Raw genomic sequence first — 17202 nt, 5'->3', positions numbered from 1 at the left:
CCGATACTTGTGTCCTGTTTCTCGAAGCTATGCAATTTCGAATTCCGGAAAGTTATGACACCAACTATATAAATGCCATGGCCAAGATAAAAACGTCCTATTTCTGCCAAAACTGCGGTGCCCAATCGGCTAAGTGGATAGGCAAGTGCCCTGCCTGTGGTGAGTGGAACACCTATGTAGAGGAAGTTGTGAAGCGCGAAGAGCTGACTCCAACCAGCGCCTGGAAAGTAAGCAGCTCCTCCGGGCAGGTAGCCAGCAAACCTAAACCAATTGCCGAAATCAGTTATCAGGACCAGCAGCGCATCCAGACAAAAGACCAGGAGCTGAACCGCGTACTGGGTGGTGGCATCGTGCCTGGCTCTATGGTTTTGATCGGGGGAGAACCCGGCATCGGTAAATCTACGCTCATGCTGCAGATTGCATTGGGCCTGCAGGGGCACCGGGTGCTGTATGTGAGCGGGGAGGAAAGTGAGCAGCAAATTAAAATGCGTGCCGAACGCCTGGAAGCCCAGCAGTCGGATTGTTATATTCTTACTGAAACCGGAACACAGAACATATTTAAACAGATAGAACTGCTGCAGCCACAGGTACTTGTCGTAGACTCTATCCAGACGCTTCACTCATCGTTTATAGAGGCCGGGGCAGGTAGCGTGAGCCAGGTGCGGGAGTGTACGGCGGAGCTGCTCAAGTTTGCCAAAGAGAGTGGTACGCCTGTGTTCCTGATCGGCCACATCACCAAAGAGGGCAACCTGGCTGGCCCCAAAATACTGGAGCATATGGTAGACACGGTGCTGCAGTTCGAAGGCGACCGGCACATGACCTACCGCATCCTGCGCACTACCAAAAACCGCTTCGGCTCTACCTCCGAGCTGGGTATTTACGAAATGCTGGGCTCGGGCCTGCGCGAGGTCAGTAACCCCTCCGAGATCCTGATTTCGCAGCGCGAAGATGCCTTTAGCGGTATTGCCATTGGTGCTACCTTAGAAGGTAACCGGCCCCTGCTGATAGAGGTGCAGAGCCTGGTGAGCGTTGCCACCTACGGCACGCCGCAACGCGCGAGCACCGGCTTCGATGGCAAACGCCTGAACATGCTGCTGGCAGTGTTGGAGAAGCGCGGCGGCTACCGGCTTGGTGCCCAGGATGTGTTCCTGAACATTGCCGGCGGCCTTAAGGTAGAAGATCCTGCCCTCGATCTGGCTGTTTGTGCCTCCATCCTCTCCTCCTTCGAAGACATGTCGATACCCTCTACTACTTGTTTTGCCGCTGAGGTTGGTTTGGGTGGCGAGGTAAGAGCTGTTAACCGTGTCGAGAACCGCATTACAGAGGCCGAGAAGCTGGGCTTCCGCGAAATTTATATTTCGAAGTACAACAAGAAAGGCGTTGACTTGAGCAAGTTCTCGATTAAGATACATGCAGTAGGCCGCCTCGAAGAAGTTTTTCAGGGCTTGTTTGGGTAAGAGCTAAAACCAGAAAGCTATAGATCAGGCAGAGGCACATCTCACAGAAGAAATAGAAAAGGGCAAGTCTGTAAAAGGATAAACCAGCAGGAATTGTTTTAACCTGATAAAGCTTGATTTTGCTGGTTTCCTGGCTACAGACTTTCCCTTCTTGCTTCAGGGGCTGAAGAGGTTGTTATAGAAATCAGTAGCAAAAACCGATGGTAAGGCTTATGCAAAGGCTTGAGGCGCAGTTCTGTTGCGGCCACTGTACCAGTGGAATTATTTGCCTGCCAAATTAGTTGTAACAGAGTTGTTTTCAGATATTCACAACATCTTTATGTGGTGCTAAACGCTTAGGGTAGAAGGGAATTAGCTTCGTTAACTTCTTTTACCATGTTTAAACTCTAAATTTGGATTGCGTGGATATAACCTACTACAAATCGAGATCTATACTTTACTTCCTTAGCCTCTCACGCATTTCTACAAGTTTTAGAGAAATCAGCCGGTAAACAACTAGGAACAAAAGGTCAGCAATCAGATTATTCAAATAAAAACGCCCTTCCAAAGCCCTCCGAAGGAAAAAAGGTCAAGGGCACAAATTATATACTTTAGCCGAATCTTATCTTCTATATGAAACAAACGTTGGCCAACCTGTTCCTGCTGCTATTTTTTCTGGCAGGTTCTCCCGTATGGGCACAATCTACTGCTATTATTACAGGTAAAATCAGCAAACCGCTCTCCGAAGAAATTACGGCTGTAAACTGCGCCCCTGGTCTGGTTACCACCGAAACCGAGATTGTGGCTACCTTGAAGGGCGGCCAGTTCAGGCTGGAGGTGCCGGTGAGCAAGCCGGGTCTGGCGGAGCTGGTGCACGGCACGGAAGTGCTGACCTTATACGTAGAGCCAGGCTTTGAGCTGCACCTGACCGCCAACGGCGATAAACTCCTGAAAACAGCTAAGTTTGAGGGTGCAGGTGCGAGCGAAAACAATTACCTGGCCCAGTATGCCTATGCTTTCGAGGAACTGGAACAGTACCAGGTGCTGCCAGATAACATAAAGCTGCGCGAAAAAGCGTTCCTCAGTTTTTTGGAGTCGCGGAAACAGGAGCAGCTGAAGTTCCTGGAGAAATTTATAGCCAAAACACCGCTTTCTCTCTCCTTTCATAAACTGGCTCAGGCAGAAATTGACTTCGGTTATGCCAACGATAGAATTATGTATTTCGATTTGCGCGAGCAGACAGTGCGTAGCGAAAACAGGTTAACCCCATCGCCTGCTTATTACGATTACCTGCAAACCCTGAACCTGCAGGAAGAAGCTAACATCCACTCTCCCACTTTTACAGGTTTTATAAGCAACTACACCCGGCACCTGGCCATAGCCGCAGGCAAAGCAGAAACAAGCCCCGACTTCTACAGCACCAGCTACCACCTTGCCAGGCAAAAGCTAACGGGGCCGGTGCAGTCGCTGGCCTTAAGCCAAATTTTAAAACAGTCGTTTCTGAAAGGGTACGCAAAGCAATCGGCAGACCTGCTCACCGATTTTCAGACGCTGAACCAGGACCAGGAGCTACTGGCGTATTTACAGGAACTCTCGCAGCAGAACAGGCAACTAACAGCCGGAACCCCTGCTCCCGATTTTAAACTGCAAACAGCCACTGGCGAAGAAGTAGCTTTAAGCGATTTCAAAGGCAAGCTGGTGTACCTGAGCTTCTGGAGCACCAGCTGCGGCATGTGCATAAACGATATGCCGTACCTGCAGGAGCTCCACAACAAACTCGACAGCGAAAACCTGGTGTTTATCAGCGTAGGCATGGACGAGGATGAAACTGCCTGGCGTAACATGATTACCAACCGGCGACTCCCCGGAGTGCAGCTCTACAAAGGCCTTAGCCCTGACCTGTTATCGGAGTATGCCATTAAAGACTTGCCTGCCTATTTTTTGGTAGACGAAGCAGGTAATGTGCTTACCACCAAACCAAAGCGCCCCACCAACCGCGATGCAGAAACAGAACTGCTCCGGCTGTTGCACAAAGGCCAGGCCTCTGCTAAATAAGCACCTCTATACGGCAGTCCCCATAATGGCTGTCAACCTAAATTATTCTAATGATTTAGGCCTTCGGAGAGAATTTTAGCAGTTATAGCGTCAAGGGTGTTTCCTATACCAACCACTCCACTTTACTATGCAAAGCCTCCTGCTGCCAAGCCCGGAGGCTTTTATTTTTTAGTAGCCTGTAACAACTAATATAAACAAGAAACAAACGGTAGTTCCTTAAGTGAGCGATTTTAAGCAGGTTTTACAAGCATAATACCTCCTGCTTAATAAAGATAAAGTTGAAAAATGCAGGCTTATAACTTATCAGATGCTTTTGAGCTTCTTCTTAACTATTGGTGCAATTTAGGAGCGGAACCCTGCTTTTTTTACCTTATCAGGAGTGTTAGGAACCGTAAAATTACTCTTTCGGCATAATTTCATCTGAGTTAGAATAATAACCGTTAAATAAACTGATGCGTACTTAAACCTTACCACCTCTGCAAAAGCCGGAGGCACAATCAGACAGAATGACTGTGATTAAACAAATTTAATAATCTATACACATATGGCATTAATAAATAAAAACGACATCGAGAAGCTGATAAATGTACAGGCTAACACACAAAACGCACTGTGCCTTTCTTTTTATCTACCTACTCACCGTGCCGGTAAAGAAACCCTGAACGGAGTGGATAGCTTAGCTTTTAAAAATCAGATTCGAAAAGCAAAAGAGCTTTTAGGAAGACATGATGTACCTGAAACCGAAATTACCCAATACCTGCAGCCTGCCGAAGAGCTGCTAAACGACTCTAATTTCTGGAGGCACCAAAGCGAGGGACTGGCGGTATTTATTACAAAAGGTTTCTCAGCTCACTATACCTTGCCTATTAGTATGCCAGATGAGGTCTTTGTACTCGATGAGTTTCATTTTACGCCCATATTGCCTATTCTGAGCCAGAACGGGCGCTTTTTTATACTTAGCCTGTTCCGCGAGAAAACAGCGTTTTACGAAGCCACCATCGATAAGATCAGGCAGATAGACGTAAGCGCGTTTATGCCAAAATCAATGAGTACAACAGACTCACTTAAGTTTGATGTAAAGGGGCACGACCAGAACTTTACCCATTCCACCACCACTAATAACGGTTCTAATATTGTGCACGGCCCAGGTTCTACCAAAGGCGACGAGGAACATGAGCGTGTAAGAGAATTCATGAACGACATCGACAATAACCTGTGGCAGATACTGCATAACGCCCACGAACCACTTGTGTTGGCAGGTGTAGACCACTACTGTGGCATTTACCGCAACATTACCAAATACAAGCACATCGTTTCTCAGAATATTCATTTAAACGAGAACTCTGATATTGAAAGCATTAACACCATTCATGACAAGGCGCTCGCCATTATGAAGCCGCTTATGCAGCAAAGCCATTCGGAGTCGCTCGATCGTTACGAGGCAGTAGCAGGCACAGGCGTAACCTCCGAAGACATAGCCACGGTGGCAGCTGAAGCCATACATGGGCGTGTAGATACTTTGTTCATTTCGCCAAGCGAGCCGGTTTGGGGTATATACAACGAAACCAGCGCAACAGCCGAAATACATGAAGAGTACCAGCGTGGCGACTTTGACCTGATAAATCTGGCAGCTGTTAAAACCATAGCTCAGGGCGGAAAAGTGTTCGTGAGCAGCTACAATGGCATGTCGGAGATCAGCGATGGCTCCAGCGTTAAAGCCTTGTTTAGATACTAGGCAGTTCCTGCATTATTTAAACAAATCATAAATCTAAAAAAGGGGCAGCTACAGCAGTTGCCCCTTTTTTGCAATAAAAATACGATATTGCAAGTACGGCAGTTTTGCCGGTAAAAAATTGCAGACGATGCCTCACCTGACAGACGGCTTTAATTTCCTGAAAAAGCTTACACCTCTACGGATTCTGAACGCCGCACAGGTAGTGGGCAGCTACATCTGGTCGCGTTTTTCGGGCAAGGCACGGCACTGGGGGCAGCCACTGAGCATCTCCTTCGAGCCTACTACCTCCTGCAACCTGCGCTGCCCGGAGTGCCCCAGTGGCCTGCGCTCCTTTACGCGCCCCACCGGCATGCTCGACGATGTGCTGTTTACCCACACCATCGATCAGCTGCACAAGCGCCTGTTGTATCTTATCTTTTATTTCCAGGGGGAGCCTTACCTGCACAAAAACTTCCTGAATTTGGTAAAGTATGCCGCCGACAAGGGTATTTACACTGCCACCTCCACCAATGCACATTACCTCTCTGATGAGAATGCGCGCCAAACGGTAGAGTCGGGTCTCGATCGCCTGATAATCTCGATAGACGGCACTACCCAGGAGACCTATGCAGCCTACCGCATTGGCGGCAACCTGGAGAAGGTGCTGCAAGGAACCCGGAATGTGGTGAAATGGAAAAAGCAGCTGAAATCGAGAACCCCGCACATCATGTTCCAGTTTCTGGTGGTGCAGCCAAACGAGCATCAGATAGAAGAGGTAAAGGAGTTGGCAAAAAACCTGGGTGTAGACGAGGTGGTTTTTAAAACAGCCCAAATCTACGATTACCAGAACGGGTCGCCCCTCATCCCGACCATAGACTATTACTCCAGGTACAAAAACAACGGCAACGGCACCTACTCCGTTAAAAATAAACTGCTGAACCATTGCTGGAAGATGTGGCACTCCTGCGTTATTACCTGGGATGGCCTGGTAGTGCCCTGCTGCTTCGACAAAGACGCCGAATACCGCATGGGCGACCTGAAGGAGCAGCATTTTAACAGCGTGTGGCAAGGCAAAGGCTACCGGCAATTCAGGCAATCGCTGCTACGGTCCAGGTCAGAGGTGGAGATGTGCCGCAACTGCACCGAAGGAACAAAAGTCTGGGCTTAGTTCTGAATCAGACAAACATGACCCCGTAGCCTCAGCCCTCGCGGCTGATCTTGACCCTAAACTGCTAAAAGCACAAACACCCTTCGGAAGGGCAAATCCATTAGAATAATTTGACTGCTGAGTTGTTAAATGGCTGAATGGTTAATTTGGAGATGTGAAGATTTGGAAATTTGAAGATGGAGGAGTTGTGAATGATATATTTTTAATAGATAAAAAGTCTATCAACTAAGATCGAGGCTTCTAACAACTAAAAAGTCTTCGGAAGAGCAAATTCATTAGAATAATTAGAAAGAAGGGAAATGTGGTTTGTAGTTTAGCTTGCATCGGGAGAATGCCAACTTCCTGAAACAACACAGGGCCGAATCAGCTTCGGCCCTGTGTTGTTTATTTGTCTTTCTTATCCAGGTTCTTGCCCATGTCCTCTATCTGCTTCATAACATTCTCTATTCTTTCATCAGCATACGGGCCGTAGGAGTTGGTAATGGTGCCTTTAATACCCTCCGTAGTTTCTACTACATAGAGTATCGACATATCATCAGGGTTACTTTCGCCTTCGAAGCGGTAGAAGTCTATGATGCGAACCTGGTCTGGCGTAAAGGTTTTCTTGCCGTCCATGGTTGCCAGTTGCCCTTCTTCTGTCACTTTAAAGTCGAGTGTGCAGCCGTCTTTTTTAAGGCGGTTCAGCACATTCACCAGAGATCTTTCTTCAACTTTATCTTGCATAGTTTTTTGGTTTAAATTGATGTCGGTTGTCAAGTATAAACCTATACGCAAAAAAAACTCAAGGATACAGCTTTCAGCAAGAAAATATAAGGATGACGCTATACATTAACCAAACAGGGCGCTTTGCTATTTCGCCAGCTGCTTTTGTTCCAGCTCTTTCTGTATTTTCTTGAAATCGATGGTAGAGCAGGCGCTGCCGCAGCCTTTGGCGCAACTGCCCCCTTTCGTGCTGAAGCTACGGTACAGCAGCCGCGCCACATAGGCCGCAGCCACTAAGAACAATACTAGTATAATGAGTTCCTGCATTTTTTTATTGTTGCTAATTTTTTGCCGGTTGTTGACTTATGGAATTGTTAAATGGCTTAATTGTTAATCTCTTAAGAATCCCAGACCTCACACCTGTTGAGCGAAACAATTTAACCATGCAGCCATTAAACAATTAGCAACCAACAACTAGCAATTATAACTAATAAGGCAGCAAAAAAGTTTACGGCCGTGTTACTTCCAGAATTCGTTAATGGTATCTTTTACCTGCTGGTGAATGTGCCCGTTGCTGCCGATAATCTGCTTGCCGAAAATAAAATCGTCGCCATCGCCGAACATCGATACCTGGCCGCCTGCCTCCTGCACCAGTATAATGCCTGCTGCCACATCGTAAGGCTGCAGGTTGTACTCAAAAAATGTTTCGGCACGGCCTGCTGCCACATACGCCAGGTCGAGGGCAGCAGAACCTAACCTTCTGAAACCATGTGACCGGGCCATAAAAGCATGCAGAATTTCGAGGTACTGCTTCGCCTTTGTCTCCTCGTAGTACGGGAAACCAGTAATGATCAGCGACTGCTCCAGCGTAGTAATGTCTGACACATGTATTTTTTTGTCGTTGAGGTAAGCGCCGCCGCCTTTGTAGGCCCAGAAGCATTCGTCGTGCATAACCCCATACACCACACCGGCCACAATCTCCTTGTTTTCCATCAGGCCAACGCTCACCGAGAACAGCGGCAAGCCGTGGGTAAAGTTCGTGGTGCCATCGAGCGGGTCTATTATCCAGTTGTAGCGATCCTGGCGGGTAGTGTCTGTTCCTTCTTCGGTTATAAAACCTGCTTCAGGCAACAATTTCCGCAGGTCTTCCACCAGCATTTCTTCGGCCTGTTTGTCTACGTAGCTCACCATGTTGGCAAAGCCTTTCATTTCTATGGTAGAGCGGTCGAAGTTCTCGGCTTCCTGTTTTATAAAGGCACCGGCTTTTTTAGCTATTAAGTTTAATTCCTGTGATAGTTGCTGAAGGTTCATGTTGTTACTTTTTGTTTAGTTTGAGAAAACCATACCATGTACGCAGACCGCAGCCCGATGGTAAGCACCAGCGGCAGGAACGAGGCATGGAACTGCTGCGGCCACCACACCCAGCCTACTACCAGCACCGCTGCTATTGCAGCTGTTATGGCTAGATAGGCCACCACCCATTTAGGGAAGCGGTTGCGTAAAAGGAAAAAGAAAATAATCAGGTGCGTAGGAATAGCCCAGAGCAGGTTGTAGTTATCGGCAGTGCCCTGGTGGTCGGTAGCGACCCAAAGCAGCAGCAGCGCCAGCCCCAACAGCCCGTAGAGCAGGTACAGCACCAGGTCGAAGGCTTTGCTCCAGTTCTTTTTCCGGAAGTTGATAACTGTAAGTGCCACAGCCGTAGCAAACAGCAGCCACCAGAAAACCATGGGGGTAAACAGACTGAACTGCTCCTCTACTGGTGTGTTCTGGTACACAGGCTGCATTTTGCCGGCCAGTGGCACTGCTTTGCCGTCTTGCTGAATGGTGGCATTGGCTAAGCCTTCGGCCAGATAATCGGGCAGGAACATGTATTCGTAAGGTGTGGCGGTGCGGTCTATGCGGGAGCCGAGGCCCAGGTCTATGCCAAAATCGCCCCAGGGCTGCGGCCCCAGGTAGAGGTCGGTGAGGTTCCGGAACGACAGGTTTTTATCGAGGTGCGCTATATTAAACTGAACCTGGTCCGGAAATGTGGCCTCTATGCCATCGCGGATGCGGGTGGCGCAATTATCGAAAAAGAAATCGTAGAGGTAAAAGCGGTTTTCGGGCAGGTAGTTGTTGGTCAGAAAGTCCCAGTACTGCTGCCGTTGCTCCGGGTTCAGGTTGAGCACCTGCTCGTATACGCCCCGGTTATCGGCAGTGTAGGCGTACACGAAATCCTGGAAATAGGCCGCCGATAGCTTGTAGTTGAGCTTGCCCTGCGCAAACTTCAGGTAAAAGTTAGGCTCGTTAAAATCGAAGGTGCCGTAGTTGAAAATTATGTCCATGCCGGTGCTGGGGTCGTTTACCCGCACGGCGCTGTGGCCAAAGGTGGAGTAAAGTTCCTCGCCGCTGGAGCAGGTAATCAGGCTAATTTTGGCTTGCTGAGATAATTGTATGCCATCGAACTGTGCCTGCGCCTGCAGCTGTACCAACAGGAGGAGCAGCACCAACAAGAGCGCCTTTATATGTTTAGTCATGGTCGTTTTTACTGTTTTTTTGCTTGCCCTCTGCTCCTGCCACCACGAGCACAAACTCTCCTTTTATAGCTTTGGTTGTGAATAGCTGCACCAGCTCATCTAGCGTACCGTTTACGGTCTCCTCAAACATCTTCGAGATTTCACGTGAAACAGATGCCAGGCGCCCGCCTCCAAAGTACTCCTGAAACTGAGTAAGTGTTTTGAGCAGGCGGTGCGGCGACTCGTAAAAGATCATGGTGCGCTCTTCGGTGGCCAGGCTGGTAAGGCGGGTCTGGCGGCCTTTTTTCAGGGGCAGAAATCCTTCAAACGTAAACCTGTCGGTACTGAAACCGGATTTAACCAGTGCCGGCACAAAGGCAGTAGGGCCAGGCAGGCACTCCACCTTCAGGTCGTGCTTCAGGCACTCGCGCACCAGAAAAAAGCCCGGGTCTGAAATGCCCGGCGTGCCTGCATCCGATACCAGCGCCATTACCTCACCAGCTTTCAGCCGCTCTACCAGGTGAGCCGTGGCCTTGTGCTCGTTGTGCAGGTGGTGGCTGTGCATGCGTTTGTCTATACCCAGGTGCTGGAGCAGCTTGCCGCTGGTGCGGGTATCTTCAGCCAGAATCACATCTACTTCCTTCAGCACCCGAATAGCGCGCAAGGTTATATCTTCGAGGTTGCCGATAGGCGTGGGCACTAAATACAGATTGGTTTTTTCAGGTTCCTGCATGCGGCAAAGATACAAGGGTTAAGTTAGAAAGTTTTTGAAAGATGTTAGAAGCTAGATGTCAGATACTAGACTTTTTTGTCTGAATCTTTATAGAGCCCTTACACCAAGAATCTAGGGAATACAAGAAGGAGCATAATATCTTCAGTCTCATGTTTTCGGAACCTTATTGAGTCAGTAATTTTTAGCAAATCCTCTCATCCCTAAATCTGTGAATTGAATAATTGGTATATGAGCACATTACTAATTTATTCTAATGATTTTGCCCTTCCGAAGGCTTTGTGCAATAAAACTACCAAGGGTTGGCGGCTTTTACTTTCCCGTTGTTAGCTGTTCGTAAATAGCATCAATTCGGTTAGCGAGTTTATGGTCGCGATGAGTTACGGTGTTGCCGGCGCTGTGGGTGGTGAGTTCTATCTCTACTTTGTTGTACACGTTGCTCCACCAGGGGTGATGGTCCATTTCTTCGGCTGCCTCAGCTACGGCATTTATAAACGCCATGGCCTCTTTAAAATTCTTGAACTGGAAGCTGCGCTTGAGCTTGTTATCTTCTTCTTTCCACATAATTGTATTATTTATAACTGTTGCTGCTAAGTAAAAAAACCAAAATTATTCAAATGAAAATGGCCTTCAGAAGCAAATTCATCAGAATGCTGCCAAGGGTCAGACCCATATTGCTAACGTACTGACACTGTGTTTAGCTGTAGGAAGTATAGATGGAAAGCTTTTGAGCGAAGAGCTTTCACTACCTTTCTAACCTTCTACCTTAAAAATAACTTTCTAACTTAGAAAACAAGCCTGGCGTATAGTTAAAGGCTGCGACAAAACTTTTCGGAGTTCAGCTTTAGATCTTTTTGAAAACTGAAGACAACAAGTCTTGTGTCATGATACTTATGTCCTCTTTATCGAAGTTCTATACTGTTGAATTCCTTAAAGCCAGGATGCAGTTCATATGAGCTGCAACAGTGGCAAGCATTACCTATAAACTATGAAAGCAATGGATAAAAAACCAAAATCAGTTCCGGCACAGGAGCAGGATGTGCAACCTGGCAAAGAACATAAAATGACACCAAAGCCGGAGTACATCCGGAAAACGTATAAAGGCAGCGATAAGTTAAAAGACAAAGTAGCCCTCATAACAGGCGGCGACAGTGGCATTGGCCGGGCCGTAGCCGTGCACTTTGCCCGCGAAGGAGCCGATGTTGCCATCGTGTACCTCAACGAAGACAAAGATGCCAAGGACACCAAAAAGCTGGTAGAAAAAGAAGGCCGCAAATGCACCATTATAGCAGGAGACATAGGCGAAGAGGACTTTTGCAAGAAAACCGTGGAGCAGGTGGTAAAAGAGTTCGGAAAGCTGGATGTGCTGGTGAACAACGCCGCCGAGCAGCACGAGCAGACCGACCTGCGCGATATTTCAGATGAGCAACTGAGGCGCACATTCCAGACCAACATCTTCTCGATGTTCTACATGACCAAAGCTGCTTTGGAGCATATGAAAGAAGGTGCAGCCATCGTAAACTCCACTTCTATTACCTCCTACCGCGGCAGCAGCCACCTCATGGACTACGCCTCTACCAAAGGAGCCATTACCTCTTTTACCCGCTCCCTCTCCTCTAATCTGGCCGAAAAAAACATACGCGTAAATGCCGTAGCACCAGGCCCGATCTGGACTCCGCTTATACCTGCTTCTTTTGATGCCGAAAAAGTAAAGGAATTCGGCAAAGATCAGCCGATGGGGCGTGTGGGGCAGCCATCTGAGGTAGCACCAGCCTACGTTTTTCTGGCCTCCGAAGATGGTTCTTATGTAACCGGGCAGGTAATTCATGTGAACGGTGGCGAGCTTATAGGTTCTTAAAAAGATTAAACCATAGGCCCCGAAAAGGAGTAAAACCCTGTATGGCTGTTACCTATTGTAGGTGCCAGTCCTAAAACCTAACTACTATGGAACAAGATAAAGAACAGAACGCACAACAGGGCCAGCAGCATGGTGGTAAAGCACCACACGACCGGCCGGTACGTGTCATAGAAGACGATACATCAGATCAGGAAATGGCAGCCGGGCATATTATACCGAATGCCGATGCGCCTAAAAACGAACATCAGCGTGGTGGCTTTGGCAACCGCGATGGCAAAGAAGGTTATGGCTCCGATACCGCAGGTAACGGACCATCTGCCATAGGCGTTAATGATTTTTCTGATGACGGTATTCCGCCAAAAGATAACATGCGGACAGAAGACGAAGGCAGAGGATCTTAAAGAACGAGTGCCAGGTATTAATTTTTGTATGGGTGCTGTTGCAGAATTCTGAAAATTGTGACAGGGCCTTTGTTTAACTAAAAAAGAAGGAGGACGTTATGCCATCTTATAAGCATACACAGCCCGGCGGCGAGAACGCAGGAAAGCCCGGCGGAACAGGACAAACAAAAGCAGGGGTAAAACCTGTTGATTCGGATGCAGCCAGTTCTCAGCACGATGAACTGGAGGATAAATATACCAACGATATTGATGAGCCAGGACAGAATGTGAAAACAAACAACCCCAACCGAAATCTGAATAAACCAGATATTGATAAAGGAAAGTATAATTAGAAAATTTTAGTATATTTCAACAGGAATAGCACTTGCTCCGGCGGGTGCTATTTTTATGTCGAGCAGCAGCAACAGCTTGCCATACACAAGTGCAAGAGCTAACCAACCCCTATGGCCCGTTATGCCCTCACCGATATTCATGGCTGTGTCCGAACCCTCAGAGCCATGGTTACCCAACAGCTTCGTCTTCGCAAAGACGATGAGCTTTATATATTAGGCGACCTGGTACACAAAGGCCCAGATAGTAAAGGCGTCATCGATTTTATTATTCACCTCCAGAAGCAGCACTACCAGGTAAAATGCCTCCGCGGCAACCACGACCACATGTTGCTACAGGCTGCCCGAACCGGAGACAAAGCTTTAAAACTACCGCAAGAGGAGAAAGAACTGCTACTAGCCAATTTCGGACTTAAGGACATTACTCACCTCTCCGACAGGTATTTTAATTTTTTAGGTGGTTTGCCTTTTTACCTGGAGCTGCCCGATTACTTTTTAGTGCATGCCGGCTTCGATTTTAAGCACGTCGATATTCTTAGCGACACGGATGCCATGATGAATATCCGGAACTTTAAAGTAGACTGGAATAAGTTAGCCTATAAACCCCTGCTGCATGGCCACACCCCCACCGCCTTGCATGCTATAAAAAAAACAATAGCCCACAAAGAGCTGCAGGTGAACCTCGATGCCGGTTGTGTCTACTACAAAAATGCCGCCCTCGGAAACCTGGTAGCCCTAGACCTGGACACCTACAAGCTATACGTGCAATTCAACGTAGATCGCCCCTATTTTAACGGCCGCAAATAATAAGCCCTAAGTACATTCAGCTAAAACATATCGGGTGGGGACCCTTGGCAATGTTCTGATGTAAAACCTTCTGGAGGCTGTTTTCATTCGAATAATTTAGAAGCCAAGACTGGGCCGGTTTGACCAACCCGACAAAATTTCCTTGTTAATATTTAGTCTCTTTCCAACTTATAAATCAGATAGTTAGCAAATATGCTTGCTTTACTTTTCAGGTATCCGATAGTAAGTGAGTTCCCGAATTTGCTTCTGATAACTTTGCTGATCGATTTACTGATTTGTTAACTTGGGTATTAAAGTTTTAACATTAATTTATTGTTTATTTATAGAAAGAACTATCATTTTATCTAATTTTGTAAAATAATGTTAGAATAATTAAAGTATAGGTTAAGATGTTTTTTTAATATATAAAAATGCATTACCTTTAGTGCCGGTCTGTTAAGTAGCTAAAAACTAATGATAACAGCATACAATTAGCTTTTGTTCAAACTAATTTTTACGAATTCTAACAGATAGATGAAAATGAGGATGAATACGATAGACCGCCTGTAACTAATTCTACGTAAGTGTATTACATAGATATTGCCCTGCTCCATTACCTAGAAAACAATAGCTTAATAAGTAGTAATTTTTTCGGCAACCCTGCTTTTGTTTCTTGCCTGCACCCAGGCAGAGATAAAAAATCAGGGTGTTTTGTATGAGTAACCCCCAAAGCTAACTACTAGATTTTTAACTTTTATTTTATGAGACAAACCTTTACTCTCTCTTTTAAAAACCTTCTTCTCCCGCTGTTCCTGCAGCTGGTGCTGCTGCTCTGCGTAGTCGTGCAGGGGTATGGGCAGGTGACTTTAGACTATAGCTATGACGGACCATGGCAATCACTCCCAAACACTAATCTTCCTACAGCAATTAGTCAAAATGGTTTAGCGACAGATCAAAGTACAAATTTAGGGGGCAGTGGAACTGGCGGATCTGCAAACTTTGATAGTGTAGGTGATTGGATAACTGTACGCGTTCCTGAAGGATCTAAAACAGTATCCTTTATACTTCGTGCGGCTGGTACATTCGCAAATTTTACAGGTACATTCTTGGTAAGGGAGTCAGTGGATGGTGTTAGCTATTCAACAGTTAGTACTATAGACGCGTCAAGTAATGTCGGCCCAGCTATAACCACTCAAAGGAGTTTTACGAGTAGTGTAAATAGTAGTGCTAGATATATAAGATTTATTTATTCAAATAAAGTAGGTAACGAAAGGCTTTTATATGATGCGCTTAGAATAACTCAAGGGCCTGAAATTAACATTAAGCAAGGAGAAGCTTCAATTAGTACGAACGGCTCATTTAGCTTTGGTAGTGTAAATGCTAATACTAGCCAAACATATACTTTCACTGTTGAGAACTTAGGCGGTCAGACCTTAAATCTTACAGACAGCCCTATTGTAGCGCTATCTGGTACAAATGCTTCACAATTTACTGTTAATACAACAACTACTTCTTCGACAGTAGCTCCAGGAGCATCCACTACTTTTAATGTAACGTTTACCCCAACATCATTTGGGTCAAAAACTGCGACATTATCTATTAGCAATAATGATGCAGATGAAAACCCTTATACAATTAATATTTCTGGCTCTGGGATTGAGCCAGAAATAAATTTACGACAAGGTACAAGTTCAATCAGCACAGGCGGACCTTTTAATTTTAATAACGTAAATGTAAACACCAGTCAGTCATTCGTTTTCACTATTGAGAATATAGGTACTGCACCTTTAAATCTTACAGGTAGCCCGAAAGTGCAGCTGACAGGTGTAAATGCTTCACAATTTACTGTTAATGAAACTGCTACTTCTTCTACAGTAGCACCAGGTGCGTCAACAACATTCAGCGTGACTTTTACCCCAACGTCTGCTGGCTCAAAATCTGCATTATTTTCTATAAGTAATAACGACTCAAATGAGAACCCTTATACAGTTTCATTAACAGGAACAGGTTTTTATCCTGCCCCTATTATTACTCAATTTAATCCTGTTTCAGGTTATGTAGGAGATGTAATTACTATAATTGGGAGTAACTTCACAAATGTAAATAGTATTAATTTTAATGGGACCACAGCTTCCGTTTTTACTATAGTTAGTGATACTGAAATTCAAGTTACAGTCCCTTCTGGAGCTACTACAGGTCCAATATTGCTTACTGTAACAGGAGGTAATTCAACTGCAAGTAGTACCTTTACTGTTCTAACTCCGACGATTACCGTAGTGGATCCGAATGAGGGCTACATAGGCGATATCGTTACCATCACGGGCACAAACTTTGTTGATGTTCAGGGCGTGCAGTTCAACGGTGTTGAGGCCGTATACATCCTGGACAGCGAGACGCAGATTCAGGCGCAGGTGCCAGAGGGGGCCACCACCGGCCCGGTAACGGTTCAAACCGTGGGCGGCACTGCCGATAGCGACCCCTTCACGGTGCTATACCTGGTTCCAACGATTACTTCATTCACTCCTGACGAAGGGTTGTTAGGAGATATAATTATCATTACAGGTACAAACTTTGTTGACGTGCAAAGCGTTGCATTTAATGGTGCTGTTTCGACTAATTATATTGTTAATAGCGATACGCAGATCAGTGCCCAAGTACCTATTGAAGCGACTTCAGGTTCAATTACCGTTACAACTTTAGGCGGCACTGCAGCTAGTATAACTACATTCACAGTGTTAAATCCCCTCCCCGTAGAACTGATATCCTTTACAGCCGAGCAACAGGGTGCTGTTACCTTGCTCAAATGGGCAACTGCTTCTGAAACCGATAACTCACACTTCGAGGTAGAAATGTCGACTTCGCCGGAGGCAGGTTTCGCGACTTTAGGTAAAGTAGCCAGCAAAGTAGTAACCAGCAGCCTTACTACCCGATACGAGTTTACGCACCAGGTAAGAAACGCAGGTACTTTCTATTACAGACTGAAACAAGTAGACTTAGACGGAACTTTCGCTTACAGCAACGTAGTAGCCGTAGAAGCAAAAGGTGCTCTCACCAATGCCGTAACAGTAGCCCCTAACCCACTTATCCCTGATTCTAAAATAATAGTAGAAGCAGCTGCCAGCGGTAAAGCCATTATGCGTTTAACCAGCATGACAGGCCAGCAGGTTTATTTCAGAGAAGTAGCGGTAACAGCAGGTCAGAATGAGTTTGCACTACCGTACTACGATAAGCTTCAGAATGCGGCCTATGTTCTTACCGTAGAACTGAATGGCAAAGTAATCAGCACCAAAGTGGTGAAACAGTAACATACTTACATTCCTGCAAAAACCCGGCAACCGAAAGGTGCCGGGTTTTTTGTTTTAAAGCCATTCTAGCTGAAACAAAGCCCTTGAACCAAAAAGCGCTTGATCCCTTCTGAAGGCCATTTTCATTAGAATAATTTAGTTGATTGTTGGTTGCTGATTGTTAAATGGCTGAATTAGAAAATAAATTTTGAATGAGTGAGTGGTTTTTCAACTCAAAGCTAAT

At 46.3% G+C, this 17202-nt stretch carries 16 protein-coding genes; 9 read left to right on the top strand and 7 right to left on the bottom strand.

Annotated features, from left to right (window positions below):
• Positions 1-77 precede the first annotated feature (77 nt).
• The 4 genes from radA (at position 78) to FVR03_RS03745 (ending at position 6373) form a co-directional block, all read left to right on the top strand.
• A complete protein-coding gene (gene radA / locus FVR03_RS03760) occupies positions 78-1457 on the top strand; it encodes a DNA repair protein RadA (RefSeq protein ID WP_147920455.1) in 1380 nt (459 codons plus the stop codon).
• 612 nt (positions 1458-2069) lie between these two features.
• Entirely contained in the window at positions 2070-3491 is a 1422-nt protein-coding gene (locus FVR03_RS03755) for a TlpA family protein disulfide reductase (protein ID WP_147920430.1), read from the top strand.
• Positions 3492-4035: 544 nt separating this feature from the next.
• Complete coding sequence (locus FVR03_RS03750) at positions 4036-5226, top strand: baeRF7 domain-containing protein (RefSeq protein WP_147920429.1); 1191 nt, start codon at positions 4036-4038, stop codon at positions 5224-5226.
• A 127-nt stretch (positions 5227-5353) separates the two neighbouring features.
• Complete coding sequence (locus FVR03_RS03745; protein ID WP_147920428.1) at positions 5354-6373, top strand: SPASM domain-containing protein; 1020 nt, start codon at positions 5354-5356, stop codon at positions 6371-6373.
• 384 nt (positions 6374-6757) lie between these two features.
• On the opposite strand, the gene FVR03_RS03740 is transcribed toward FVR03_RS03745, so the two are convergent.
• The 6 genes from FVR03_RS03740 to FVR03_RS03715 form a co-directional block, all read right to left on the bottom strand.
• The gene (locus FVR03_RS03740) at positions 6758-7096 is read right to left on the bottom strand and encodes a hypothetical protein (protein ID WP_147920427.1); all 339 of its coding nucleotides are present in this window, start codon (positions 7094-7096) and stop codon (positions 6758-6760) included.
• 126 nt (positions 7097-7222) lie between these two features.
• Positions 7223-7402 (bottom strand): FeoB-associated Cys-rich membrane protein, encoded by a 180-nt coding sequence (locus FVR03_RS03735; protein WP_147920426.1) that lies wholly within the window; start codon positions 7400-7402, stop codon positions 7223-7225.
• Between the two features lie 192 nt (positions 7403-7594).
• Positions 7595-8386 (bottom strand): inositol monophosphatase family protein, encoded by a 792-nt coding sequence (locus FVR03_RS03730; RefSeq protein ID WP_147920425.1) that lies wholly within the window; start codon positions 8384-8386, stop codon positions 7595-7597.
• Positions 8383-9591: an Lnb N-terminal periplasmic domain-containing protein gene (locus tag FVR03_RS03725; protein WP_147920424.1), complete on the bottom strand. Its 1209-nt coding sequence runs from the start codon at positions 9589-9591 to the stop codon at positions 8383-8385. The genes FVR03_RS03730 and FVR03_RS03725 overlap by 4 nt, the downstream gene beginning before the upstream one ends.
• Positions 9584-10303, bottom strand: a complete 720-nt coding sequence (gene rsmI / locus FVR03_RS03720; RefSeq protein WP_147920423.1) for a 16S rRNA (cytidine(1402)-2'-O)-methyltransferase — start codon at positions 10301-10303, stop codon at positions 9584-9586. Before rsmI ends, FVR03_RS03725 begins: the two co-directional genes overlap by 8 nt.
• Positions 10304-10612: 309 nt before the next feature.
• On the bottom strand, positions 10613-10864 hold the full coding sequence (locus FVR03_RS03715) for a 4a-hydroxytetrahydrobiopterin dehydratase (protein ID WP_147920422.1): 252 nt from the start codon (positions 10862-10864) through the stop codon (positions 10613-10615).
• A gap of 424 nt (positions 10865-11288) precedes the next feature.
• Between FVR03_RS03715 and FVR03_RS03710 the strand changes: the two genes are divergently transcribed.
• The 3 genes from FVR03_RS03710 (at position 11289) to FVR03_RS03700 (ending at position 12891) form a co-directional block, all read left to right on the top strand.
• On the top strand, positions 11289-12158 hold the full coding sequence (locus FVR03_RS03710; protein ID WP_222707166.1) for an SDR family oxidoreductase: 870 nt from the start codon (positions 11289-11291) through the stop codon (positions 12156-12158).
• An 86-nt stretch (positions 12159-12244) separates the two neighbouring features.
• On the top strand, positions 12245-12559 hold the full coding sequence (locus tag FVR03_RS03705; protein ID WP_147920421.1) for a hypothetical protein: 315 nt from the start codon (positions 12245-12247) through the stop codon (positions 12557-12559).
• A gap of 98 nt (positions 12560-12657) precedes the next feature.
• A complete protein-coding gene (locus FVR03_RS03700) occupies positions 12658-12891 on the top strand; it encodes a hypothetical protein (RefSeq protein WP_147920420.1) in 234 nt (77 codons plus the stop codon).
• A 6-nt stretch (positions 12892-12897) separates the two neighbouring features.
• Here the strand turns inward: FVR03_RS03700 and FVR03_RS24900 are convergent, their stop codons facing one another.
• The gene (locus tag FVR03_RS24900; protein ID WP_255474047.1) at positions 12898-13032 is read right to left on the bottom strand and encodes a hypothetical protein; all 135 of its coding nucleotides are present in this window, start codon (positions 13030-13032) and stop codon (positions 12898-12900) included.
• 24 nt (positions 13033-13056) lie between these two features.
• Here FVR03_RS24900 and FVR03_RS03695 point away from each other — a divergent pair, with 24 nt between their 5' ends.
• Together FVR03_RS03695 and FVR03_RS03690 are read left to right on the top strand one after the other, a co-directional pair.
• Complete coding sequence (locus FVR03_RS03695; RefSeq protein ID WP_255474046.1) at positions 13057-13695, top strand: metallophosphoesterase; 639 nt, start codon at positions 13057-13059, stop codon at positions 13693-13695.
• A 740-nt stretch (positions 13696-14435) separates the two neighbouring features.
• Complete coding sequence (locus FVR03_RS03690; protein WP_147920418.1) at positions 14436-16979, top strand: choice-of-anchor D domain-containing protein; 2544 nt, start codon at positions 14436-14438, stop codon at positions 16977-16979.
• Positions 16980-17202: the final 223 nt, after the last annotated feature.

The organism is Pontibacter qinzhouensis, assembly GCF_008017455.1.
Taxonomy (GTDB): Bacteria; Bacteroidota; Bacteroidia; order Cytophagales; family Hymenobacteraceae; genus Pontibacter; species Pontibacter qinzhouensis.
The sequence above is the reverse complement of the archived record's forward strand: the minus strand, read 5'-3'. Positions and strand labels throughout refer to the sequence as shown.

What these genes read in the sequence shown, in the direction of transcription:
- rsmI (WP_147920423.1), bottom strand. Translation starts at nt 10,303, where the DNA reads ATGCAGGAACCTGAAAAAACCAATCTGTATTTAGTGCCCACGCCTATC.
- FVR03_RS24900 (WP_255474047.1), bottom strand. Translation starts at nt 13,032, where the DNA reads ATGAATATCGGTGAGGGCATAACGGGCCATAGGGGTTGGTTAGCTCTT.
- FVR03_RS03750 (WP_147920429.1), top strand. Translation starts at nt 4,036, where the DNA reads ATGGCATTAATAAATAAAAACGACATCGAGAAGCTGATAAATGTACAG.
- FVR03_RS03690 (WP_147920418.1), top strand. Translation starts at nt 14,436, where the DNA reads ATGAGACAAACCTTTACTCTCTCTTTTAAAAACCTTCTTCTCCCGCTG.
- FVR03_RS03740 (WP_147920427.1), bottom strand. Translation starts at nt 7,096, where the DNA reads ATGCAAGATAAAGTTGAAGAAAGATCTCTGGTGAATGTGCTGAACCGC.
- FVR03_RS03695 (WP_255474046.1), top strand. Translation starts at nt 13,057, where the DNA reads ATGGTTACCCAACAGCTTCGTCTTCGCAAAGACGATGAGCTTTATATA.
- FVR03_RS03715 (WP_147920422.1), bottom strand. Translation starts at nt 10,864, where the DNA reads ATGTGGAAAGAAGAAGATAACAAGCTCAAGCGCAGCTTCCAGTTCAAG.
- FVR03_RS03725 (WP_147920424.1), bottom strand. Translation starts at nt 9,591, where the DNA reads ATGACTAAACATATAAAGGCGCTCTTGTTGGTGCTGCTCCTCCTGTTG.
- FVR03_RS03710 (WP_222707166.1), top strand. Translation starts at nt 11,289, where the DNA reads ATGAAAGCAATGGATAAAAAACCAAAATCAGTTCCGGCACAGGAGCAG.
- FVR03_RS03735 (WP_147920426.1), bottom strand. Translation starts at nt 7,402, where the DNA reads ATGCAGGAACTCATTATACTAGTATTGTTCTTAGTGGCTGCGGCCTAT.
- FVR03_RS03745 (WP_147920428.1), top strand. Translation starts at nt 5,354, where the DNA reads ATGCCTCACCTGACAGACGGCTTTAATTTCCTGAAAAAGCTTACACCT.
- FVR03_RS03700 (WP_147920420.1), top strand. Translation starts at nt 12,658, where the DNA reads ATGCCATCTTATAAGCATACACAGCCCGGCGGCGAGAACGCAGGAAAG.
- FVR03_RS03705 (WP_147920421.1), top strand. Translation starts at nt 12,245, where the DNA reads ATGGAACAAGATAAAGAACAGAACGCACAACAGGGCCAGCAGCATGGT.
- radA (WP_147920455.1), top strand. Translation starts at nt 78, where the DNA reads ATGGCCAAGATAAAAACGTCCTATTTCTGCCAAAACTGCGGTGCCCAA.
- FVR03_RS03730 (WP_147920425.1), bottom strand. Translation starts at nt 8,386, where the DNA reads ATGAACCTTCAGCAACTATCACAGGAATTAAACTTAATAGCTAAAAAA.
- FVR03_RS03755 (WP_147920430.1), top strand. Translation starts at nt 2,070, where the DNA reads ATGAAACAAACGTTGGCCAACCTGTTCCTGCTGCTATTTTTTCTGGCA.